Raw genomic sequence first — 22453 nt, 5'->3', positions numbered from 1 at the left:
GGCGGCCTTGCTTAAGCTAAATCGAAAAGTTCTTGATCTGAGTATCGGTTTTCGTAATACGTGGCGCACGAGCCGGCGCGGGTGATACCGTGCTTCACCCCGTATTGCGCGGGGCTTGCGGGATGATGCACTGCACATCGGCACGCTTGCGCGCCCGTGTGCGGTGCGGGTCATGTCAGCCCAGCATCTGGCTGATGAACTGGCGTGTGCGCTCGTGCTGCGGCGTGTGGAAAATGGCATCCGGCGTGCCGACTTCGACGATCTCGCCCTGGTCCATGAACACCACGCGGTCGGCGACCTGCTTGGCGAAGTTCATCTCGTGCGTGACGCAGATCATGGTCATGCCGTCGCTCGCCAGTTCGACCATGGTATCGAGCACTTCCTTGACCATCTCCGGATCGAGCGCTGACGTCGGCTCGTCGAACAGCATCACCTGCGGCTTCATGCAGAGCGCGCGCGCGATGGCCACGCGCTGCTGCTGCCCGCCCGACAGCTGGCCCGGATACTTGGCCGACTGGTTGCCGATATGCACGCGGTTGAGGTAATACTCGGCCAGCTCGCGCGCGTCGCGCTTGGGGACTTTCTTGCTGTGCACCGGCGCGAGCATGCAGTTTTCCAGCACCGTCAGATGCGGAAACAGGTTGAAGTTCTGGAACACCATGCCGATGTCGTCGCGCAGCCGTGCCAGTGTCTTGCCGGGACTGCCGACGTCCGTGCCGTAGACCTGCAGAGCGCCATCGTCAAAGCTTTCCAGCCCGTTGACGCAGCGGATCATGGTCGACTTGCCGGAGCCCGAGGGCCCGCACACGATGACACGCTCGCCCGGATCCACCTGCAGGCTGATGTTGCGCAATACATGGAACTGATCGTAGTACTTGTTGAGACGCGTCAGTTGAACCGCAGCGACACCCATGACAACCTTGCTCCTGAAAAACGTTTTGCAGTGGAATCAAGCCAGCGCCGCCTGGGCGTTGCGCTTGCGGATATATGCGACCAGCTGCGAGGCCGCGACACAGATCACCAGATAGATCACGGCCACCGCCAGATACATCTCGACCAGACGCGAATCGCGCTGTGCCAGCTTGGAAGCCGCGCCGAGCAGGTCGGTGATCGACAGCACGTAGACCAGGGCCGTGTCCTGGAACAGGATGATGGTCTGCGTCAGCAGGATCGGGCTGATGGCGCGCAGCGCCTGCGGCAGGATGACGAGGCCGTAGGTGCGGCTCATCGGCAGCGCCAGTGCACGGCACGCCTCATACTGGCCTTTCGGGATCGAGTTGAGGCCGGCGCGGATGATCTCTGCGTAATACGCGGCCTCGAACATCGCGAAGGTGATAAAAGCGGTGTAGACCGGGCCGATCGGCGTCGGCCGTGCCGCACCCGTGACCCACTGCAGCAGCAGCGGAATCAGGAAGAAAAACCAGAACAGCACCATGATGAGCGGAATCGAGCGCATCAGGGCGATGTAGCCGGCGGCCAGCGGTGCCAGCACCGGCACGTCGAGATGGCGCACGAGTGCCAGCCCGGTGCCGAGGACGATGCCGGCGACAAAGCTGAAGGCTGTCAGCTTCAGCGAGAACATCAGGCCCTGCATCAGGTACGGAAAAGCCTGGACCACGGCCGCGAAATCGAAGGCTTCCATGGCTCAGGCTCCTCTCAGGGCACGGTCGGCGCGCGCCCGGGCGCGCGAGCGGCGGCTGCGTGGCCGCGTGGGGTGCGTGCCGGGAATGGTGAGCTTGCGTTCGACATAGCGCATCACGGCATACACCAGCATGGCGAGGATCAGGTAGAGCAGCGTCGCGATGCCGAATGCCTGGAACGTCTGGAAGGTGAACTCGCTGACCTGGCGCGCCTGCGCCGTCAGCTCGAGCACACCGATGGTCAGCGCCACCGAGGTGTTCTTGAAGATACCCATGAGTTCGCTGGTCAGCGTCGGCACCACGATCCGCAGCGCCTGCGGCAGGATCACCAGGCGGTAGGTGGCAAACGGCGTCATGCCGAGCGAGGCGGCCGCCATGCGCTGGCCGCGCGGCACCGATTCGATACCGGCCTTGATGTGCTCGGCGACGCGCGCCGCCGTGTACAGCGTGAGCCCGAACAGGGCCGGAACGAAGTTGCCCCAGGGCGGGGCCATCTGCTTCATGGCCTCGCCCCAGGCACGCGGCAGCAGTTCGGGGACGACGAAGTACCAGAGGAACATCTGCACGATGACGGGGATATTGCGGAAAATCTCCACATACAGCCGGGCAAGCACGGCGACCCAGCGGTTGCGGGATGTGCGCCCGCAACCCACCAGCACGCCGATCACGAACGCGAGGCACCAGCCCGCGGCGGCCAGAAAGAGCGTCCATCCGACTCCGGAAAGAATCCAGTCGAGATAGATTTCATCCCCATCCGGCACCTGCTCGAACAACACTGAGAACATCGTCATCCCCGTCCTGTCTCAGAACTCGGCCCTGTCGCTCGGCGACTCGATCCGGGCGCGCAGCTTGTCCGAGATCGGGAAGCTCAGGTTGACGTTGCGCGGCGGGATCGGCGATTCGAACCACTTCTTGTAGGCGCGCTCGAACGAGCCATCCTTCATCATCGCCACCAGCACGCCATCGACGAGCGCCTTGAAGCCGGCATCGCCCTTGTGCATCATCAGACCATAGTAGCTGACCTCGTAACCGCCCGGCAGGAAGGTAAACGCGGAAGGATCACGGGCGTTGGCGCGCTCGCCGGACAGCAGGATGTCGTCCTCGAGGAAACCGACGGCGCGGCCGCTGGCCAGCGTCAACATCGACTCGCTGTGGTCCTTGGCCTGGATCACCTGCAGGCCGAGCTTCTGCTCGTCATTGACCTTGCGCAGGAAGCCGACGGCGTTCGAGCCCTGCGTGACCACCACGGTCTTGCCCTTGAGATCGGCTTCCTGATTGAGCCCGGAATTGGTACGCACCAGCCAGCGCGGCTGGCCGGCAAACGTGGCCACCGAGAAGTTCACCTGCTTCTGGCGCGCGAGGTTGTTGGCCGTGCCGCCGCATTCGATGTCGATGGTGCCGTTGACCACCAGCGGAATGCGGTTCGACGAGTTCACCGGCACCTGCTTGATGTTCAGCTGCGACATGCCGAGCTGTTGCTTGATCTTGTCGGCGATAGCCTGGCACAGGTCGATCGAGAAGCCGACCGGTTTCTGCTGGCCGTCGAGGAACGAGAACGGTACCGACGATTCGCGGTATCCGATCGTAAACGTGCCGATTTCCTTGATGCGCTTGAGGGTTTCGCTTTGCGTCTGGGCGATTGCGCCAGCCGCGCAGAATGCGAGCATGGCGGTGACGCCAAGCTTGACCAGGACCAGTGGGCGTTTCATGGCTAACTCCTTCTTGTAACGATGGGCAGGATGGCGGCGTCAGGCCGTCAGGCGGAAATCCGCGGGCGACAGGTCGGCCCAGCGGTCAGGACTGTGGGAGTAGATCAGGCCGGCAAGCCGGTCAACGTCCTCCCGGGTATTGAAGATGCCGAACGAAATGCGGATGCCGTCGCGCTCCGGCGAGACCCGCACATTGTGTTGGGCGAAGTACGCCAGCCATGGCTCGGCCGGCAGGTCGAGCACGTAGATGTGCGCGCGGTGCGCGCGCGTGCGCGGCCCCACCAGTCCGATGCCGAACCGGTCGAGATGTTCGATCAGCCGGTCGCCCAGCATCTGCATGTGCGCGTGCACGTTCGTGATGCCGATGCCTTCGATCAGGTCCAGCGCCTTGTCGAGCGCGTGGATGTCCGGCAGGTTGAAGTTGCCAAGCTCAAAGCGCGCCGCTCCCGGTGCGGGGGCAAGGTCGGCCGGGTTGGCGATCAGGTCGGCCGGCGGGCGAGCCAGCGAGGCCCAGGCCAGGTAGGCCGGCTGCAGGTCGGTCAGACGCGCATCGGCATACAGCAGCCCCAGGCCCTGCGGCACCAGCAACCCCTTGTGACACCCGGCGGCGAGCAGCGAAATGCCCAGCGCCTTCACGTCGATGGGCACGACGCCGACCGACTGCATGGCATCGACGACGAAATACAGGCCGCGTTCGCGGCACAGCGCACCGATGCTGGCGAGGTCATGGACATGGCCGGCGTGGAACGTGACATGCGACATCGAAATGACACGCGTGCGTGCATCGATATGCGGCGCGAACAGCGTGGCGTCGGCCACGCCGTCGTGCAGCCTGATGAAGCGCACCTCGACGCCCTTGCGCGCCAGATTGAGCCATGCATAGGCATTGTTCGGATGATCGCCTTCGATCATCAGCACATTGTCGCCAGCCGCCAGCGGCAGCGCATTGGCGGCAATGTTCAGGCCTTCCGACGTGTTCTTGGTAAACGCCAGCTCCTGCGGCGCCGCGCCGAGGAAGGCCGCGGCGCGGGCACGCACGGCCTCGACACGGCCGAGCCACACCGGCTTGGGGCCGGCGTTTTCGTTGGACTCTTCCAGGAATGCCTCGATCCCGCGACGGATGCTGGTGGCCAGCGGCGTCTGGTGTGCGGCGTCGAGGTACAGCATGCGACGGGTGACGGGAAAATCGTCGCGGACGTGTTGCAGGTCGATGGCATCCATGGTGAGGCCTTCACTCCGGTGATCAGGGACGGACTGGCGCAGCGCGCTCAGGTCAGCTGGAACGCAGCAATTTTCTGGCCAGGTCCGTGCGGCACGAACACGGCCCGCACGGACCGGCCGATGAGCGACTCGCCTTCCACCGGCGCGCCCGGCAGCTGGGCGTACAGGCACGGCCCTTCGGCCAGTTCGACGGCGGCAAACACATACGGCGCTTCTTCGTTGAAGCCATCGTGGTGCGTGCGGCGCACGGTGGTATGCGAGATGACGGTGCCCTGGCCGCTGGCCTGGGTCCACGACAGTGCATCGGCCTGGCAGAACGGGCAGCAGGCGCGCGGATAGAACACATGCTTGCCGCACTCGTCGCAGTGCTGCACCATCAGCTTGCCGTCGTTGCAGCCGTCCCAGAACGGGCGGTTCAGCGGGGTCACCCGCGGTTGGGGTTTCAACACGGCGGTCTCCTTATTCAACACGTTCGAGGATGGCGGCGCTGGAGCACAGGCCGCGCCCGTAGGCGATCATGCCGTAGCCCGACACCACGCCACGGCGGCATTTGACCTGCCGCTCGCCGGCCTGGCCGAGCAGCTGCGCAACAGCTTCGTAGACACCGATCATGCCGCCGCTCGCACCGGCCTGCCCGGCCGAGAGCTGGCCGCCGCCGGTGTTGACGGGAAAGTCGCCGCGCGTGGTGAGATCGTGCTGGCGCACGAACTCGTGCGCCGTGCCGGGCTTGCAGAAGCCGAGCCCTTCGAGCTGGATGAAGGACATCACGGGATAGTCGTCGTACACCTGCGCAAAGTCGATCTGCTGCGGCGTGACGCCGGCACGGCTGTACAGGCGCTCCTGCAGGCCGAGCCAGCCGCCCGGTACCTGGTACGGATCGTTGGCGGGATAGTTGTGGATCTCTTCGGCTGCGAGGATGCGGACCGACGGACCTTTCAGACCTGCGGCGATCTTTTCCGAAGCCAGCACGATGGCATCGCCGCCGATGCACGGCATCACGCAGTCGTAGAGCCGCAGCGGATCGGCGATCGGCTTGGCGTTCAGGTAGGCTTCCATGGTGAGCGGCTGCTTGAACAGCGAGTTCGGATTGCGCAGGCCGTTCTCGCGCAGGGCGATGCAGAAGCGCCCGAAATCCTCGCTGGTGGCACCATGGCGTTCCATGTACAGGCGCGTGTGCAGCGCGAACATGCCATTCGCGCCGCCGAAGCCCTGCGGCGACATGAACTCCTTGATGGAGCCATTGAAGTGATCGAGCGTTTCATTGTGCGCGGCGACGTCGAACGAATCCGCCGCGACGATCAGCGCCACGTCGCAGACACCATCGCGGATCGCACGCGCGGCGTGCGCCATGCCGATGATGCCGCTGGCGCCACCGTACAGGCCCTGGAACATGAAGCGCGTTTCCAGGCCGAGATGCTCGGCCACCGTCGGCGCATTGTCGGGCGGCAGCAGGAAGCAGGTGACGGCGAGGCCGTCGACCGATTTCCATGACAGCCCGGCGCTGTTGAGTGCCGCCGAACCGGCCTCGTACATCAGGCGCTGCAGGCTGCGGTCTGACTTCTTCGCGTACGTGGCCTGCCCGGCGCCGACGATGCGTACCCCGTCAAACATGTGGCTCATGTCAAATGACTCCTTCGGACTTGAGGGCGTCGAATTCCTGTTCGCTCAGGCCCAGCATGTCGATATAGATGGCGCGGTTGTCGGCGCCGAGGTGGCGGCCCGAGTGGCGCACCTCGCCCGGGGTCTCGATAAAGCGCGGCACCACGCCCTGCATGCGCACCGAGCCGAAGTCGTCGTCCTTGACGGCCACGATGTTCTGGCGCGCCTGGTAGTGCGGATCCTTGACGATGTCGCTGATGTCATACACCGGCCCGGCCACGACCTCGGCTTCGTCGAACAGCGCCATCACGTCGGCGCAGTCGCGCTCGCGGAACCAGTCGGCGATGATCGCGTCGAGCGCCGCGTCGTGCTCGCAGCGCAGCGCGTTGTCGAGGAAGCGCGGATCGGTGATCAGCTCGGGCATGCCCAGCGCCTGCGCGAGCCGCTCATAGGTGCGCTGCGAGCTGGCGGAAATGCCGATCCAGCGGCCATCGCGTGTCTGGTAGGTGTTGCGCGGCGAATCTTCGGCAAGGCGGTTGCCCAGGCGCTCCTTGATGATGCCGAGCTGGTCGAAGCCGATGACCTGCGACTCGACCAGGCGGAACAGCGGCTCGTACAGGCTGACGTCGATTTCCTGGCCCCGGCCCGTGCCGTGGTCGCGGTTGTACAGCGCGAACATCGCCGACATGGCGGCAAAGGTGGACGCCACGGAATCCGCCATCGGGAAGCCCGGCAAGGTCGGCGGACGGTCCGGCGCGCCGGTGAACGAAGGGATACCGGAGAACGCCTCGGCAATCGTGCCGTAGCCGCCGCGCTTGGCATACGGGCCGGTCTGGCCGAAGCCGGAGACGCGCACCATCACCAGCTTCGGATTGATCTTCGACAGCGTGTCGTAGCCCAGCCCCCAGCGCTCGAACGTGCCCGGCCGGTAGTTCTCGATCAGCACATCGGCCTCGCGCACCAGCTCCAGGAACAGCTCGCGGCCGCGCGGCTTGGACAGCGTCAGGGTGATCAGCCGCTTGTTGCGGGCGATCACCTTCCACCACAGCGACAGGCCGTCCTTCATCGGCGTCCAGTGGCGCATCGAATCGCCGCCGACCGGCAGTTCGAGCTTGATCACGTCGGCGCCGAAGTCGGCCAGCTGGGTGGCCGCGAGCGGACCGGCAATCATGTTGCCCGCATCGATGACGCGCAGCCCGGCCAGCGGCCCGGCGTTCTGTTGAGCAGGGGCGGCAGGCGCCGTGGAGGGGGAAGAAGTCGAAGTTGGCATGGCAATATAAAGGCGCTGAGAAATATTGGTTGTGCTACAATTCCGAAAAATGGAAGTTTTTCTTTCGATTTATGAACATCGTAATGAGCACCCATACCGAGAACAATCAGGGTAAACCCGTGGACGACAAGCCCCTCGACCGTCTGCTCAGCGTGATGGAAGTGGTGGCGCGCGCCGCCCATCCCATCTCCATGACCGACATTGCGACGGCCTGCGACCTGCCGGTACCGACCGTGCATCGCCTGGTTGCACAACTGGAAGAACGGCGCCTGCTGAAGCGCTTGCCGGGCTCAAAGAAACTGCTGGTGGGTTTTGCACTGGTGCAGCTGGGCACGGCTGCCGTGCACTCCGCACTGCGCACCGACCTGCCGCACCAGATCCTGGTGGCGCTGTCGGCGCGTATCGGCGAGCACTGCCAGATCGGTCAGCGCATCGACAATGAAGTGGTCTATCTCGACGCAGCCTCGTCGATCCGCTCGCAGGGCCTGCGCTTCGAACAGGGCAAGCGGTCGCCGATGCATTGCTCGTCGATCGGCAAGCTGTTTCTCGCCGACATGAACGACGAACAGCTCGACTGGTGGCTATCGCATGTCGAGCTGACGCAGGAAACGGCCAATACGATCACTGCGCCCAAACAGCTACGGCAGGCTGTCGAACGCGTGCGCGCGGAACAGTGGGCAACCAGTAACGAAGAGGTGATCGCGGGTGTCGTGGGATGCGCCGTACCGATCCGCGACGAACAGGGCCGGCTGATTGCCGGACTGGGTATCGCGGTGCCCAGCGCACGCGTGCCGTATGAGGGACTGGGTCAGTTCCGCGAGGCCATGGAGCAGGCCGCACGGGAGATTGCCGTCGCGCTGTATGAGGCGGCGCAGCAGGAACAGTAGAAGCGGAAGCGACAGCCACCGCCGGTACGATCATCAGCATGGAGGCGGCCGCTCCGCCGATGTGCCCGGGCGTGGCCAGCGCCAGGCGAGACACCGGCACGTCCGGCACCCATGTCATAGCCACGCACAGCATGCAGGCAATGCATGTCGCGGACAAAAAAAACCCAGCGCCAGGCTGGGTTATGAAAACCTGGGGGCCCGTCCAAACGGGCCCCCAGGATCAGGATGCATTGACTGGTACGCGGCCTGCCATCGCCACGGCAGGCCATGGCAGCCTATTTCCGGGCATTGGCTCACGCTGCGCGCAGGGGAGATCAGTCATGTGGATGTTTAAGGCATGGCACCGCTCGAAGGACTTGTGTCCAGCATTTCAGCGCAGTGAAAATTCGGAGACGGGGCATGCCAACAACGCACGGCAGTGTCGTCGGCATGCCCGGCCTTTGATGCAGTACTGCTATGACCCTTGTTTTTATGAGTGGAGTGACGGATTCCGGATCACCCATTCCCGCCCCGTCTTGCATTGCAAGACGCCCGGCATGCGCCGCACGTTTCCCCCGGCGAAGAAGTATAAGGATTTGGCTAGAATGCAGACTGAGCAAATATGAGCATTTGCACTTCAGCAAGCACTGGCCGCCCCCGATCCTCAGCCCCCCCTCAAACATGACGTACGCCGCCCCAGAGACAGACCTGCTGAATTTTCTGCTGGACGCCGTCTGCGTGGTCAATGAAGAAGGTGTATTCCTGTCGGTGACGGGTGCCTGCGAGCAGATCTTCGGGTATGCCCCGGAGGAACTCGTCGGCCGCCAGATGCTCGAGCTCGTTTACGAGCCCGACCGGAAGAAGACGCTAGGCGCCGTCGCCCGTCTGATGGGCGGGCACCTGCAATACGATTTCGAGAATCGCTACATACGCAAGGATGGCCGCATCGTGTATCTGATGTGGTCGGCCCGCTGGTACAAGGAAAAGAAGATCCGCGTGGCCGTCGCACGCGACATTACGGATCGCAAGCGCAGGAGTGGCGGCACGGAAGCGGCGATAGCCCCGGCGGCAACAAGTTGGCAACTGTCCGATGCGCCGCGCTGCCTGATTCCCCCCGACTCCGCGCCGATCCTGCTGTCCAACCAGGACTACGTGGTGCTCGCCGCGCTCGCGGCCAACAGCGACGTGGTCACGCGCAGGCAGATTATCGAAGCACTTGGCCAGGACTACCTGTCATACGACCGGCGCCGGCTCGATACGCAGATCCGCCGCCTGCGCCGGAAGGTAGAGGAAGCCTCCGGATTGCCCCTGCCGATCACCACGGTGCGCGGCGTGGGCTTCCGCTTCTATGAACCGGTCAAGCTGAAATAGCACGGGGCGCATGCCCATGCGCGAACGGGTGCGAGCGCGAGGTTTCGCGGGTTGTCGTATCACGTGATACATGCAGGCGTTGCCGCAGCCTGCTGCGGCAGGACGCACGCCATCAGCCAGCCCACAGGACTACCGCTGGCGACCGCGCGCACTGCGGCGCCCAGCAGTCAATGGCCTGACGCCCGCATGCCACGCAGTGGCGGGAACATGACGCGATGCACACGTGACGGACTGTCGACGACGCAAACCATAGCGACGCACGGGCACGGGAAGGGCCAGACGGACAGTCCAAAGCAAAAAGCCCCGCATATGCGGGGCTTTTTGACGGAATTTGTGGTGGCCCGGGGCGGAATCGAACCACCGACACAAGGATTTTCAATCCTCTGCTCTACCAACTGAGCTACCAGGCCAAAGAAGCGCAATTATAGCAGCACTCCGCCCCATGCCGTCAAGCCTTGCTTTCGATATCGTTGGCGGCATGCTCACCCTTGGCGCGGCCGAGATCGACGCCAAGCTGCTTGAGCTTGCGGTAGAGGTGCGTGCGCTCCAGGCCGGTGCGCTCGGCAACGCGGGTCATGCTGCCACTTTCGCGCATCAGGTGGTATTCGAAATAGGCGCGCTCGAACAGGTCGCGCGCTTCGCGCAGCGGCATGTCGAAGGAAAACTGCGCGACGCCGGCCGTGGCCGCGGGCGCATGCTCATCGGGCCGCGCGAGGGTGGCGTGCTCGAGACCTGCGGCGACCCCATTGGGGCCAGGGATGGGCGCAACGCCATCGAACGTCGTGCGCAGGGGCGCGACCGGTGCGGCCGGCAGGGTGCGCGGTTTTTCCTGTCCGCGCGCGAGCCCCTGTTCGACGGCACTCAGCAGCTTCTGTAGCGCGATCGGTTTTTCCAGGAAATTCAGCGCGCCGATCTTGGTCGCCTCGACTGCGGTGTCGATGGTGGCATGCCCGGACATCATGATGACCGGCATGGTGAGCGCGCCCTGGGCGGCCCACTCCTTGAGCAGCGTCACGCCATCGGTATCGGGCATCCAGATGTCGAGCAGCACCAGGTCGGGCGTGCTGCGCAGCCGATACTCACGCGCCTGCTGCGCGTTCTCCGCCAGTTCAACGACATGGCCTTCGTCACCGAGGATTTCCGAGAGCAACTCCCGGATGCCCATTTCGTCGTCTACTACGAGGATGGTCGCCATACATCTCCTCTTGATGCGCTCACCGCTCAGGCGGTGGGTGAGTGCGATGCCAGTTTCACGAACAGGATCGAGATCAGCGCACCTTCGATCTCTGTATCCGTCATACGATTGCGCAGCTCGATGCGCGCGCCGTGCTCGTCGATGATCTTCTTGACCATCGCCAACCCCAGACCGGTTCCTTTCGCCTTGGTCGTAACATACGGCTCGAAGGCACGGCTCAGGATGCGCGGCGCGAATCCCGGACCGTTGTCCGAGATCGTCAGCTTCGCTGCTTGATGGCTTGCGCCATCCGCACCCCGGTATTCTACCGTCTCGGTCTGCAAAGTCACGCGTGGCGCGGGCCGGCCCGCTGCCTGATTTTCGGCGACAGCATCCTGCGCGTTCTGCACGAGATTGTGGATCACCTGCCGCAGCTGGGTGGCATCGCCAAGGATATCAGGCAATGACGACGCAAGCGATGCATGGATGACGGGATGATCACTGTGCTGCGGATCATCGATGCCATAGAGGTGAAGCACCTCCCCGATCAGGTCATTCAGGTGCAGCGTCTGCAGCACGGCAGGTGGCGTGCGCGCATAGTCGCGGAAGTCGTCGACCATACGTTTCATCGCGGCCACCTGGTTAACGATGGTCGACGCGCCGCGCCGCAGGATGGCGGCATCGGGCTCGTCGAGCTTGCTTTCGAGTTTCATCTGCAGACGTTCGGCAGACAGCTGGATGGGGGTCAGCGGGTTCTTGATCTCGTGAGCCAGGCGCCGTGCGACTTCGCCCCAGGCGACGGAACGCTGGGCGGAGATGACATCGGAGATATCGTCGAACACCACCACGTAGCCACGTTCATCCACTTCGCTGTCAGTCTGCCCCGCCGACAGGCGCGCGCCGCGCACGAGCAGCGTGATGGGCTGGTCCTCGCCTTCGAGGTCGAGTTCCATCTGTTTTTGCCAGTGCTCACTGCCGCCCAGCATCTCGCGCGTATTCTGGTCGGAGAATGCCTTGCGCGCCGCGTCGACGAATTGCTGCAAGGCCGGATTGTCATCGGCCGACTGGTCGATGGTGCTGGCGAACGGCTGCTTGAAGATGCGCTCCGCGCCAGGATTGGCCGTGATCATGACGAAGCGGTGGTCGAACACGAACACGCCAGCGGTCAGGTTCTGCAGCACGCTTTCGAGATAGGCCTTCGATTGCTCCAGCGCCGTGCGATTGAGTTCGACCGCCAGCCGCGCCTCCGCCAGCTGGCGCGTCATCTGGTTGAACTGCTGGGTCAGGACGCCAAGTTCGTCGCGGCTTTTCAGTTCGCGCTTGGGCGACAGGTCGCCCTCCGCCACCTCACGCGTGCCCTGCAGCAGCATCAGCAGCGGGCGCGCCAGCTGCGCACCCAGCAGCAGGGCCAGCATCACGGCAATGAACACTGCGAGGAACAGCGTGAGCGTGAGCGTGCCGATATACATCTTGCGCAGGCCGGTCCGGCCAAGCGATTTTTCCTGGTACTCCTGATAGGCGGTCTGCACCGCGTCGGCGTTGCGACCCAGGATCGGCGGCACGGGATCGACGAGTTGCAGATAGCGGGTTTCGCGCGGATCCGCACCCAGCAGGCCAAAGCCGCGCCCGCTCGCTTCCTCGGGCGAGCGCTCGGCCAGCAGGCCCGTGCCCGCCCACTTCGCCGGCTTGCCGACGCCGTTGACGGCGCTGCCGGGTGGCAGCGCGGGCAGGGCGGCTTCCGACAGCGCCACGATCACGCGCAGGCGGTACAGGTGGGCATCGTTAGCCGTCGGGGCCAGTGACGCAGGTCCCGTCCGGCTCTCGTCGTCGAGTGTCGCATCCTCGATGGCAGCGTACTGGCCTGCCGCGCGCAGTTGCTGCTGCATGGCCGCTGACGGCAGGCGCGGCACGAGACGTTCATAGCTGCTGGAGGCGGCGGCGATGACACGGCCGCTGCTGGAAAACAGTACGACTTCCTGCACGCCAAACTGTTCGCGCAGGCGGCTCAACGCCAGCGAGGTGGTGGCGCTATCGTGTTCCTCGAGGCGATCGGCCATCTGCCGGGCCTTGCCTTCGAGTTCGAGCAGGGCGGTGTCGAGCGTCGAGCGCCCCAGGTTGAGGCCGGCTTCAAGCGCACTCTCGACCTTTACATCGAACCACGATTCGATGCTGCGCGACACGAACTGCAGCGAGACCAGATAGATCAGTACTCCCGGCAGCACGCCCACTACGCCAAAGAACACCGCCAGCTTGGTCATCAGGCGCGTACCGAACTTGCCGCGCCGGTGGCGCAGCCAGAGAGTCGCGGCCAGCGCGCCGACAGTCAGCACCAGCAGCACGCCGACCACCAGATTGACCTTGTACAGCAGGGTGAAGTAGCGGTCGAAGAACTCGGTATTGGCGGAGGCCGAAGCCAGCAGCACCAGCAACACGAGCGCGACGAAAACAATAACGCTGCCCACCACCTGGTACATCACGCGGCGGAAGCGGTGGTCGAACTGGATCATTCCGCGCGTCCGCTGTCGTGCAAGGGCGCGGTGCCCAGGAATAGTGTGCCCGGCACCGCCGCGCCCGGGACCTCAGGAATGGTCACGGGAAACCGCAACCAGTCGGACGAGAGGTTCCAGTCACTGGTGTTGACCGCATTGATCTGGAACGGTTTGGGCAGTTGTGAGACATCGAGCCGGATCCGCACTTCGGCGAGGTATGGAATGCCCGGCTTGACGGCACTACGTTCGATCACACGCCAGCCGCGCACGCGCTTGACGAAGCCAAGCGCGTCAGACAGCTTGGCAAATGGCAACTGCAAGCCGCCGGTGGAAACGCGGTATTGCCGCGTGAGCGGATGGTACGCCACGCGCACCGTGCGCCGGACCGACACCGGTTTTTCGTCGAACCAGTACCAGCGCGGACGGTTGAGGTCGAACTCGGTGACGAAATACAGCGGGATGCCCTTGTTGATGGCGTCCTCGAGCGCGGGCGGCAGTTCGAACTCGAAATTGACCGAGAGATTCCAGCCGCCATCGCCATATTCGAGACGCGGCTCGCTGACCTCGACGGCGTGTGCCGCCCCGGCCAACATGCCCAGCCATGCCATGCCGCACGCCAGCAGCCAATGCCGCAACGAGTGCCACGCGAGGCCGCGCAGGCGTGAGAGCGCATGGAGCATTGGAGTCACTGTGGCATCAGCACCGTTTTTGGAAAAGCGCGTAATAGAAACCGTCATGGTCACCCATGGCATCTTGGGTGGCCCCGGCCGGAACACCGGCAACAGGCTCAGCCGGCGTTCCGGATTGCGGAAGCAATTGTCCGGGCGCCTGCAATCGTATCGCATCTTGCAAATGCGTTTCAAACCATCGGGCCTGCTGCTCCCCTTCCGCGGGGAAAATCGAACATGTCACGTACAGCAACTTGCCGCCCGGTGCGAGCGTGGTCCACAAGGCGGAGACAATCCGCCGCTGCACCGCCTGCAACTGCGGCAAGTCCTCGGGACGGCGCAGCCAGCGGATATCGGGATGGCGGCGCACGATACCGGAGGCTGAGCACGGCACATCCGCCAGAATGCGATCGAACGGCTGGCCGTCCCACCAGGTTTCCGGCCGGCCGGCATCGCCCGCCATGACGTTGGCGGACCGACCAAGGCGCGCGAGATTTTCATCGATGCGGCGCAGGCGCACGGCATCACTGTCGAGGGCCGTCAGCTGGACCGGCGCCAGCTCCAGGATATGCCCGCTCTTGCCGCCCGGTGCGGCACAGGCGTCGAGCACCCGCTGGCCCGGCTGCAGGTCGAGCAGCGCGGCGGCATGCTGGGCGCCCGCATCCTGCACGGACACCAGCCCCTCGGCGAACCCGGGGATGCGCGTCACCGGTACGGGGGTATCGAGCCGCACGGCCCGTTCACCGACCTGTCGGCCACCCAGCGCGTGCGACGCCAGTTGCTGCAGGTAATCCGGCACCGTCACGCGCGCTGCGTCCACGCGCAAGGTCAGCGGCGGACGCACATTGCCGGCTTGCAGGATGTGCTGCCAGTCGTCGGGCCAGGCATCGCGCACGGCCTCGATCCACCACGAAGGATAGTTCCATTGCGCGACGACATCGTCAGCCAGCGCCATGTCGAGCGACGCGCGCTCGCGCTGCAGGCGGCGCAGGATGGCGTTGACCATGCCGCGCGCCTGGGAGGTCTTGGGGTCGGCCGCTGCAGCCCGCACCGCCTGATCGACAATGGTGAACTCGGTGTAGGCCGGCGAGTCCTCCAGCAGCAGCGCCAGCGCCACCGTCAATAGCGCTTCGATGCGTGGCGCGGGCGGGCGCGCTGCGAGTTCATGCAGAACGGCCTGTGCCTTGCCGAGGCCGCGCAGGGTACGGTAGGCAATATCCTGCACGGCACCGCGCGTGCCAGCATGGCTGGCGCCCGTCAACTGCACCTGGTTGAAGACGGCATCGAGCGCCTGCGGCAATGCCTGTCCCGCGCGCACGCGCTCGACGGCCTGCGCGGCGGTGCTCATGGCAAATGCCAGGGACTCTCTGGGTAAACGCATGTGGAATTACAGGACAAGGGCATGCCGGCCGCTGGAGCCATGACATGCATGAAGGAAAGGACAGGAGCCAGCAGATGTGGGGCGGATGCACACAGGCCCAGCCGTGGAGGCGGCCGGGCCTGCGGGCGGGAGTGCCGGTACGGTGGTCAAACCGGGTAGGTACCGGTACGCGCCATTTCCATCAGGCGCGCGACCCGCTCCTCGGTCGCCGGGTGGGTGCTGAACAGGCTGGCGATGCCGCCGCCCGACAGCGGGTTCATGATCATCATCTGTGCCGTGGCGGGATGCTCCTCGGCTGCCTGGAACGGAATGCCCTGGGCATAGCGGTGAATCTTGTCGAGTGCCATGGCGAGCGCCTGCGGATCGCCACTGATTTCCGCGCCGCCGCGATCGGCCTCGAACTCGCGGGCGCGCGAGATGGCCATCTGGATCAGCGACGCTGCCAGCGGTGCGAGCAGGGCAACCAGGATACCGGCAATCGGATTAGCCGGACGCCCGTCCTCGCTGCGGCCGCCAAAGAACATGGCAAAGTTGGCGAGTGCCGAGATGGCACCGGCCATGGTGGCCGAAATGGTCGAAATCAGGATGTCGCGGTGCTTGACGTGCGCCAGCTCGTGCGCCATCACACCGCGCAGTTCGCGCTCGGACAGCACGCGCAGGATGCCGGTGGTGGCTGCCACGGCAGCGTTGTCGGGATTGCGGCCGGTGGCAAAGGCATTCGGCGCATCTTCATTGATCAGGTAGACGCGCGGCATCGGCAGCTGGGCGCGCTGCGCCAGTTCGCGCACCATGTTGTAGAACTGGGGCGCGGTGGTTTCGTCGACTTCCTGCGCGTTATACATGCGCAGGACCATCTTGTCCGAGAACCAGTAGGAAAAGAAGTTCATGCCCAGGGCGATGGCCAGCGCCAGCATCATGCCCGAGCGGCCGCCGATCATGCCGCCGATCACGATGAACAGCGCGGTGATCCCGGCCATCAGCATGAAGGTTTTGACCCAATTGAACATCGTTTCTCCGTCAGTCGTGTAGGGGAGCGCACAGGGGCGCCGCACACCGGTTAGATGCCCCCCGGAGTTGAAAATTCAACCGCAGAGCGCGCTTTTTCACTGCATTTTCAACGCTTTTTTTGACACTGTACGACAGCCTGCCCGGACGGATGCACGACCGGAACGGCACGGCACACGCAGGTGAACCAGGCTGCCCTCATGTGCCCCCGTCATCACGGTCGACAGTCCGCCCCGGGGCTGAACTCAGGCGGCGGGGGCGGGCGGCATCAGCCCGGCCATGCGTCCCGGCTGCAACGGCATACCCTGCAGGAACGCCTGCGCCGGCAAGCGCTTGCCGCCAGGTTTCTGCAATTCGGTCACGCGCAGGGCGCCTTCGCCGCACGCGATCACCAAACCCTGGGCGTCGGCCTGCAACACCGTGCCGGGCGCGCCTTTGCCTGCCACCGCTTCGCCTTGCCAGAGCTTGACCGCCACACCGTCGAATTCGACCACAGCCCCGGGAAAGGGATTGAAGGCCCAGATCTGGCGGGCGAGGATGGCAGCCGGACGGCGCAGGTCGAGACGCGCCTCGTCCTTGCCGATCTTGGCGGCATAGGTCACGCCGTCATCCGGCTGGGGCATGCCGGTGAGTGCACCTTCACTTTCCAGTTTTTGCAGCGCGGCGACGATCATCTCTGCTCCAAGCGCGGCAAGCGTATCGTGCAACACGGCCGTCGTGACGCCAGGGGCAATCGGCACGGCACCGCGCGCCAACATGGCACCGGTATCCAAACCCTCGTCCATCTGCATCAGCGTAATGCCGCTCTCGGCATCGCCGGCTTCGATGGCGCGGTGGACCGGCGCCGCGCCGCGCCAGCGCGGCAGGAGCGAGGCGTGGATATTGAGGCAGCCGTGACGCGGCAGTTGCAGGGTGTCGAGCGGCAGCAGCAAACCATAGGCCGCGACCACCATGACATCGGGGGCCGCCGCGCGCAGGGCGTCCATAGCCGTCGCGGCATCCTCGGGGTACTTGCCCTGCAGGCGTAGCGACCGTGGCTGCAGGATCGGCCCGAGGCCATGCTGTGCGGCGTATTGCTTGACGGGGCCGGCCTGCAACTGCATGCCGCGGCCGGCAGGGCGGTCCGGCTGCGTCAGCACGGCCACGATGGGGAAACCGGCCGCATGGATGGCGGCCAGGGCGGCACGGGCGAATTCGGGAGTGCCGGCGAAGGCGACGCGCAGGGTCATCGGCTCAGGCGGCGCGCTGGCGCTTTTTCAGTTTGCTGCGCACGCGGTTCTGCTTGAGCGGCGACAGGTACTGGACGAAGACGCGCCCGGCCAGATGATCCATCTCGTGCTGGATGCATACCGCCAGCAGTTCGTCGGCCTCGAGCTCGAACGGCTCGCCGTGTTCGTTGAGCGCCTTCACCTTGACGCGGGCCGCCCGCTCGACCTTGTCGTAATAGTCCGGTACCGACAGGCAGCCTTCTTCGCCCAGCAGGTGTTCCTCGCTGCTCCAGACCAGTTCGGGGTTGATGAACACGCGAAGCTGGTCTTTGCTTTCCGACAGGTCCATGACGATGACCTGCTCGTGGACGTCGACCTGCGTGGCCGCCAGGCCAATGCCAGGCGCGGCGTACATGGTCTCGGCCATGTCGGCGATAAGCGTGCGGATGCGGTCGTCCACCACTTTGACCGGTTTGGCCACGGTGTACAAGCGGGGATCGGGGTATTCAAGAATATCGAGTTTAGCCATGATGCTTGCCTGCAACGTTACCCGGCCGAGCACCTACCCGGAACGGCTGCTTCATTGCGATTGCCCTAGTTTACATGCAGAATCGGTGCGCACTGCCTTTCACTAATAAGAGATGCGATCAAAAAGCAGTGCGGGTCCGGCCAGAGGGGCAGTTCTCGTTCCACTGCTGTTCATTTTGGCCGCGTATCCAGAACGGGTCGCCAGGGCACCGCTTCGGCGCCCGGCATGATTTCGGGGCTGCGGGGACGCTGGGTTCAGGAAATGCGCGATATTACCAAACATAAGATGGGGGCGAGCCGCCCGGTTTTCCAGTGCCGGCCAATGCGCATAGCGCTGGCGTGTGCGGCGTGTCTGACCGGCTTCGCCAGCGGGCCTGCCACGGCGGCCGATCTGCGCGTCACGCCGGCCCAGCAGGCCGAGGCGGCGCGCACGGCGCGCGAGGGCATCCCGGTGGCGGATCTGGCGCCGGATGCGCCGCAGCAGTACACCGTGCGGCGCGGCGACACGCTGTGGGACATTTCCGCGCGCTACCTGCGCCAGCCCTGGCGCTGGCCCGAGCTATGGGGCATGAACCGCACGCAGGTGCGCAATCCCCACCTGATCTATCCCGGCCAAATCCTCTACCTGATCACGCGCGACGGCCGCGCCTACCTGTCGACCACCGCGCCGCAGGATGGCGGCACGGTGCACCTGTCGCCGCACACGCGGCAGGGCGACATCGACAGCGGCGCCATCCCGAGCATCGCTCCGCAGGACATCGAACCGTTCCTGACCCAGCCGCTGGTCGTCGCCCAGTCGCAGCTCGACACCTCGGCGCGCATCGTGGCCCTGCCGGAATCGCGCGTCTATCTCGGCCATGGCGAGCAGGCCTACGTGCGCGGCATCGCCGACAGTCCAACCCTGGTCGGCAGCGAATGGCAGATCTACCGTCCGCTCAAGCCGTTGCGCGACCCGGCCACGCGCGAGGTCCTCGGCTACGAGGCAGAATACCTTGGCAACGGCCGCATGGTGCGCGGACCGCAGGGGCCGGATGCGGTCTCCACCGTGCAGGTCGTGTCGTCGCGGCAGGAAATGGGCGTCGGCAACCTCATGATGCCGCAGCCGCCACGCAGCGCCTCGAGCTATATGCCGCACGCGCCGGAAGCCACGATCACCGGCCTGGTGGCCGGCGTGTATGGCGGCGTGCGCTATGGCGGCGCGCGCCAGGTCGTGGTGCTGAATGTCGGCAGCCAGGCCGGCGTCGAAAACGGCCACGTCCTGCAGCTGTCGCGCGCCAGCGCCCGCGTCAAGGACCGCACCGAAGGCAACCGTGTCATCACGCTGCCGGAAGAACGCTACGGCCTGGTGTTCGTGTTCCGCGTATTTGACCGGGTGTCGTACGCGCTGGTGACCGATGCCTCCAATATCGTTAACGTAGGTGATGCAGTCAGCACACCCAATTGAGTGACGCGCCAGCGCTCACGACCGCGCCCGGCGATGTGCCGGGCTGGCTGCGCCTGACGCTGGCGCCCCGGCTCGGACCGGTGGCGCTGCGTGGCCTGCTCCGCGCATTCGGCCTGCCGGCGGCCATTCTTGCCGCGTCGCCCGCAGAACTGCGTCGCCACCTCCCGGAGGCCACCCTCCGCGCCCTGCTGACCGCGCCCGATGCCGGCCTGCAGGCGCAGATCGACCGGACCATCGCCTGGATGGCCGAACCCGGCCACCATATCGTCACCCTCGCCGACCAGGCCTACCCGGCCAATCTGCTGGCGCTCCCCGATCCGCCGCCACTGCTCTACGTACGCGGCCGCCTCGACCTGCTGGCCCAACCAGCGCTCGGCATCGTCGGCGCACGCCATGCCACGCTGCAGGGCACGCAAAATGCCGAAGCGTTTGCCGAGGCGCTGTCGCACGCCGGTCAGACGGTCATCTCGGGCCTCGCGCTAGGCATCGACGCCGCCGCCCATACGGGCGCGCTGCGTGGACGGGGATCCACCGTCGCGGTGATCGGCACCGGCCCCGACATCGTCTACCCGGCCCGCAACCGTGCGCTCACCGAGCACATTGCTGCTGCAGGCGCCATCCTCAGCGAGTTCCCCCTGGGCGCGCCCGCCTCGCGCTTTCACTTCCCGCGTCGCAACCGGCTGATTGCCGCACTGGGCCAGGGTGTGCTGGTGGTGGAAGCGGCGCTGCAATCCGGCTCGCTGATCACCGCCCGGCTGGCCGCCGAACTCGGGCGGGAAGTGTTTGCTATTCCCGGCTCGATCCATTCGCCGCTGTCCAAGGGGTGTCATCGGCTGCTGCGCGATGGCGCAAAGCTGGTCGAATCGGCCCAGGACATTTTCGAGGAACTGCAGGGTTGCGCAGTCCCGGCGGAAATACGAAGGCAAACCCGAGCCGCCAATCCAGCCGTGACACAATCCCTGACGCCGGATCCGGGCCATGCGCGGATCCCGCCGCCGGACGGGCGTCCGGACGCGCCCGCTGACCCGCTGCTGGCCGCGCTTGGCTACGACCCGATCCCGCTCGACGCATTGTGCGAACGCCTAGACCAGGCGGCCAGTGAACTCACTGCCCAGCTGTTCGCACTGGAACTGGCCGGACATATCGAACGGCTGCCGGGCAACGTATTCCGGCGTCTGCGTTGATGCCTCGGCTGCAGCGCTGAGCGGTCAGCGTTGCGCCCCCCTGGTGCCTCACATTTCCGGCGGGCCCTCACGTTTTCGACCTCGTCTTTCAATCGTCGTCATCCATCGCCATGATAAATAGCACCCTGCCATTGGTCGCCTCAGGCCATCACCACGCCAACCCCGGGTGCAGCGTGCCCAACCGGGGCCACCCCATCGTATCAGCGCACCCCGTCGACAGCCTGCGTACCGGCAAGCAAAGAAGGCGCGAGCAACGCGCGGCGGAACGCCGTGCCCGCACACGCGGCAGCGACCGCCTCGGGCGGGCCGTTACCACCCTCGGGCGCACAAGCGTGCTGACCGTACGCCACGCCATGACGGCCTGGGAAGCCGCTTGGCATGCAGTGAAGCATTTCCTGCCGACCACGCTTCCGGACCTGACACTGCCACAAAGCATCTGGGGTATGGCTGAAGCGCTCTCGCAGGCTATCCATGCCCAACCGCAGGCCCCTTTCGGGGGCGTGCCCGGACGAGACGGGAAGGCCAAGCCAGCCGAGCCGGCGATGGTCCTGGCTATACGTCCTGCCGGCACCATGGGTGACAAGGTCTGGCACTGGATGAACAGCATCCTGCCGCTTCAACCTATGGAGCGCGCCATGACCCGCAAGCTGTGGAGCACAATCGAAACATTCTCGAGCGCTATCCGGAACCTGTCGGACAACGACTCCTGCAGGAAGACGAGGCTTGCCGAGCTACGGGGCATGGCATCGGCCCAGCGCTGGGTTTCGCTGCGCACGCTGCACGCATTCAGTGCGGAGCTCGGTTACACCCTCGAGACGAATGTGCCGGAGTCGCAATGGGATGAACCGGGACGCCCGCTCGCGTACGCCATAGGCGAGTTCCATTACGTTGATACCGTGCAGGAAAAGATCCGGGACATCGTAAAGGTCATTCGCCGACCCGGCGACTATGTGCTATCGGAAAGCGACGAGACACAGCCTGCGCCGGCAGAACGCTGCTTCGACGCACCACCCAGCCGCTGCATCAGCGTCGATCCTCCTGCCTTGCGCGCAGACGCAGAAAAAAAAGGCCTGGCCGGCTGGGACCTGAGGCTCACGGCACTGGAATTCCTGCACAACATCGCACCAGACCACGTCCCGGCCATCGACCACCAACTTCCGTTCGGAGAGATCCTCGCGCGGTATCAGGCCACCCTGGCACAGGTGGAAGACGGCACGATTCCAATTCCGGATAAAGACATGCCAGACCTGCAGCACCTCTGCGCACAGATCAGTGCTGCCACTGTGGTATTCAATCAGGCCGTTGACGAAACCCGCCCCGCGCGCGACCGCTATTTCGCCCGATGCATGCAAGACTACGATCTTGGCGCAAATGTCATCGGGGTATTCGGGCAATCGCATCTGGACGGAATCCGCGACGCGCTGCACCAAAGCGGGAACAGCCATTACGTCATCCTGCGCGCGCCCGAGCGCGATGCGATTCTCTATAGATGAGTCTGTCTGGCAGCGTATCGCGCGTCGGCTTGCGTCAGCCGCGACACAGCCGACCGTAGCGGCATGCCTGCGCAAACGTGGCAATTGTTTGTCTGCGTAAAGCTACGGCTTGCTGGCGGACGCGGAGCAAGATTACGTCATCACGTTCCCGCGCCCGCGGGCCACGGCCTGATGCGGCCACGATATGGCAAGAATATGTCGCC

At 65.1% G+C, this 22453-nt stretch carries 20 protein-coding genes and 1 tRNA gene; 5 read left to right on the top strand and 16 right to left on the bottom strand.

Features of this window, described 5'->3' with window-relative positions; translation table 11 throughout:
* Nucleotides 1–175 precede the first annotated feature (175 nt).
* The 8 genes from ACQ3C8_RS00290 to ACQ3C8_RS00255 are packed head-to-tail and all read right to left on the bottom strand — an operon-like array spanning nucleotide 176 to nucleotide 7439.
* Complete coding sequence (locus tag ACQ3C8_RS00290) at nucleotides 176–913, bottom strand: amino acid ABC transporter ATP-binding protein (RefSeq protein ID WP_428852043.1); 738 nt, start codon at nucleotides 911–913, stop codon at nucleotides 176–178.
* Nucleotides 914–949: 36 nt separating this feature from the next.
* Nucleotides 950–1642 (bottom strand): amino acid ABC transporter permease, encoded by a 693-nt coding sequence (locus tag ACQ3C8_RS00285; RefSeq protein ID WP_428852042.1) that lies wholly within the window; start codon nucleotides 1640–1642, stop codon nucleotides 950–952.
* Nucleotides 1643–1645: 3 nt separating this feature from the next.
* Nucleotides 1646–2431 carry an amino acid ABC transporter permease gene (locus ACQ3C8_RS00280; RefSeq protein ID WP_428852041.1) on the bottom strand — a complete coding sequence of 262 codons (786 nt, stop codon included), beginning with the start codon at nucleotides 2429–2431 and terminating at the stop codon, nucleotides 1646–1648.
* 12 nt (nucleotides 2432–2443) lie between these two features.
* A complete protein-coding gene (locus tag ACQ3C8_RS00275) occupies nucleotides 2444–3349 on the bottom strand; it encodes a transporter substrate-binding domain-containing protein (RefSeq protein WP_428852040.1) in 906 nt (301 codons plus the stop codon).
* Between the two features lie 39 nt (nucleotides 3350–3388).
* Nucleotides 3389–4570: an aminotransferase class V-fold PLP-dependent enzyme gene (locus tag ACQ3C8_RS00270; protein ID WP_428852039.1), complete on the bottom strand. Its 1182-nt coding sequence runs from the start codon at nucleotides 4568–4570 to the stop codon at nucleotides 3389–3391.
* Nucleotides 4571–4617: 47 nt separating this feature from the next.
* Nucleotides 4618–5019, bottom strand: coding sequence for a Zn-ribbon domain-containing OB-fold protein (locus ACQ3C8_RS00265; RefSeq protein WP_428852038.1), 402 nt, complete (start codon nucleotides 5017–5019; stop codon nucleotides 4618–4620).
* A gap of 10 nt (nucleotides 5020–5029) precedes the next feature.
* On the bottom strand, nucleotides 5030–6190 hold the full coding sequence (locus ACQ3C8_RS00260; protein WP_428852037.1) for a thiolase family protein: 1161 nt from the start codon (nucleotides 6188–6190) through the stop codon (nucleotides 5030–5032).
* Between the two features lies 1 nt (nucleotide 6191).
* The gene (locus ACQ3C8_RS00255) at nucleotides 6192–7439 is read right to left on the bottom strand and encodes a CaiB/BaiF CoA transferase family protein (protein WP_428852036.1); all 1248 of its coding nucleotides are present in this window, start codon (nucleotides 7437–7439) and stop codon (nucleotides 6192–6194) included.
* Nucleotides 7440–7522: 83 nt separating this feature from the next.
* On the opposite strand from ACQ3C8_RS00255, the gene ACQ3C8_RS00250 reads away from it, so the two are divergent.
* Together ACQ3C8_RS00250 and ACQ3C8_RS00245 are read left to right on the top strand one after the other, a co-directional pair.
* On the top strand, nucleotides 7523–8326 hold the full coding sequence (locus tag ACQ3C8_RS00250) for an IclR family transcriptional regulator (protein ID WP_428852035.1): 804 nt from the start codon (nucleotides 7523–7525) through the stop codon (nucleotides 8324–8326).
* Nucleotides 8327–8935: 609 nt separating this feature from the next.
* Nucleotides 8936–9676 (top strand): PAS domain S-box protein, encoded by a 741-nt coding sequence (locus tag ACQ3C8_RS00245; RefSeq protein ID WP_428852034.1) that lies wholly within the window; start codon nucleotides 8936–8938, stop codon nucleotides 9674–9676.
* 334 nt (nucleotides 9677–10010) lie between these two features.
* Here ACQ3C8_RS00245 and ACQ3C8_RS00240 read toward each other — a convergent pair.
* From ACQ3C8_RS00240 to def, 8 genes are all read right to left on the bottom strand, one after another.
* Nucleotides 10011–10086, bottom strand: a tRNA-Phe gene (locus tag ACQ3C8_RS00240).
* A gap of 38 nt (nucleotides 10087–10124) precedes the next feature.
* On the bottom strand, nucleotides 10125–10871 hold the full coding sequence (locus ACQ3C8_RS00235; protein WP_428852033.1) for a response regulator: 747 nt from the start codon (nucleotides 10869–10871) through the stop codon (nucleotides 10125–10127).
* Between the two features lie 26 nt (nucleotides 10872–10897).
* A complete protein-coding gene (locus tag ACQ3C8_RS00230; RefSeq protein ID WP_428852032.1) occupies nucleotides 10898–13357 on the bottom strand; it encodes an ATP-binding protein in 2460 nt (819 codons plus the stop codon).
* Nucleotides 13354–14019: a DUF4390 domain-containing protein gene (locus tag ACQ3C8_RS00225; protein ID WP_428853098.1), complete on the bottom strand. Its 666-nt coding sequence runs from the start codon at nucleotides 14017–14019 to the stop codon at nucleotides 13354–13356. Before ACQ3C8_RS00225 ends, ACQ3C8_RS00230 begins: the two co-directional genes overlap by 4 nt.
* 16 nt (nucleotides 14020–14035) lie before the next feature.
* The gene (gene rsmB, locus ACQ3C8_RS00220) at nucleotides 14036–15388 is read right to left on the bottom strand and encodes a 16S rRNA (cytosine(967)-C(5))-methyltransferase RsmB (protein ID WP_428852031.1); all 1353 of its coding nucleotides are present in this window, start codon (nucleotides 15386–15388) and stop codon (nucleotides 14036–14038) included.
* A 146-nt stretch (nucleotides 15389–15534) separates the two neighbouring features.
* Nucleotides 15535–16395, bottom strand: coding sequence for a zinc metalloprotease HtpX (gene htpX / locus ACQ3C8_RS00215; RefSeq protein ID WP_009520793.1), 861 nt, complete (start codon nucleotides 16393–16395; stop codon nucleotides 15535–15537).
* Between the two features lie 243 nt (nucleotides 16396–16638).
* Entirely contained in the window at nucleotides 16639–17622 is a 984-nt protein-coding gene (gene fmt, locus ACQ3C8_RS00210) for a methionyl-tRNA formyltransferase (protein ID WP_428852030.1), read from the bottom strand.
* 4 nt (nucleotides 17623–17626) lie between these two features.
* Nucleotides 17627–18130: a peptide deformylase gene (gene def / locus ACQ3C8_RS00205; RefSeq protein ID WP_009520791.1), complete on the bottom strand. Its 504-nt coding sequence runs from the start codon at nucleotides 18128–18130 to the stop codon at nucleotides 17627–17629.
* 261 nt (nucleotides 18131–18391) lie between these two features.
* On the opposite strand from def, the gene ACQ3C8_RS00200 reads away from it, so the two are divergent.
* The 3 genes from ACQ3C8_RS00200 to ACQ3C8_RS00190 all read left to right on the top strand — a co-directional run bounded on the left by ACQ3C8_RS00200 (nucleotide 18392) and on the right by ACQ3C8_RS00190 (nucleotide 22250).
* Nucleotides 18392–19573 (top strand): LysM peptidoglycan-binding domain-containing protein, encoded by a 1182-nt coding sequence (locus ACQ3C8_RS00200; protein ID WP_428852029.1) that lies wholly within the window; start codon nucleotides 18392–18394, stop codon nucleotides 19571–19573.
* A complete protein-coding gene (gene dprA, locus ACQ3C8_RS00195; protein ID WP_428852028.1) occupies nucleotides 19570–20757 on the top strand; it encodes a DNA-processing protein DprA in 1188 nt (395 codons plus the stop codon). The genes ACQ3C8_RS00200 and dprA overlap by 4 nt, the downstream gene beginning before the upstream one ends.
* Nucleotides 20758–21089: 332 nt before the next feature.
* Nucleotides 21090–22250, top strand: coding sequence for a hypothetical protein (locus tag ACQ3C8_RS00190; protein ID WP_428852027.1), 1161 nt, complete (start codon nucleotides 21090–21092; stop codon nucleotides 22248–22250).
* The last annotated feature ends 203 nt before the right edge of the window (nucleotides 22251–22453 follow it).

It is taken from the genome of Imbroritus primus (assembly GCF_964332355.1).
In the GTDB taxonomy this organism is placed as follows: domain Bacteria; phylum Pseudomonadota; class Gammaproteobacteria; order Burkholderiales; family Burkholderiaceae; genus Imbroritus; species Imbroritus primus.
The sequence above is the reverse complement of the archived record's forward strand: the minus strand, read 5'-3'. Positions and strand labels throughout refer to the sequence as shown.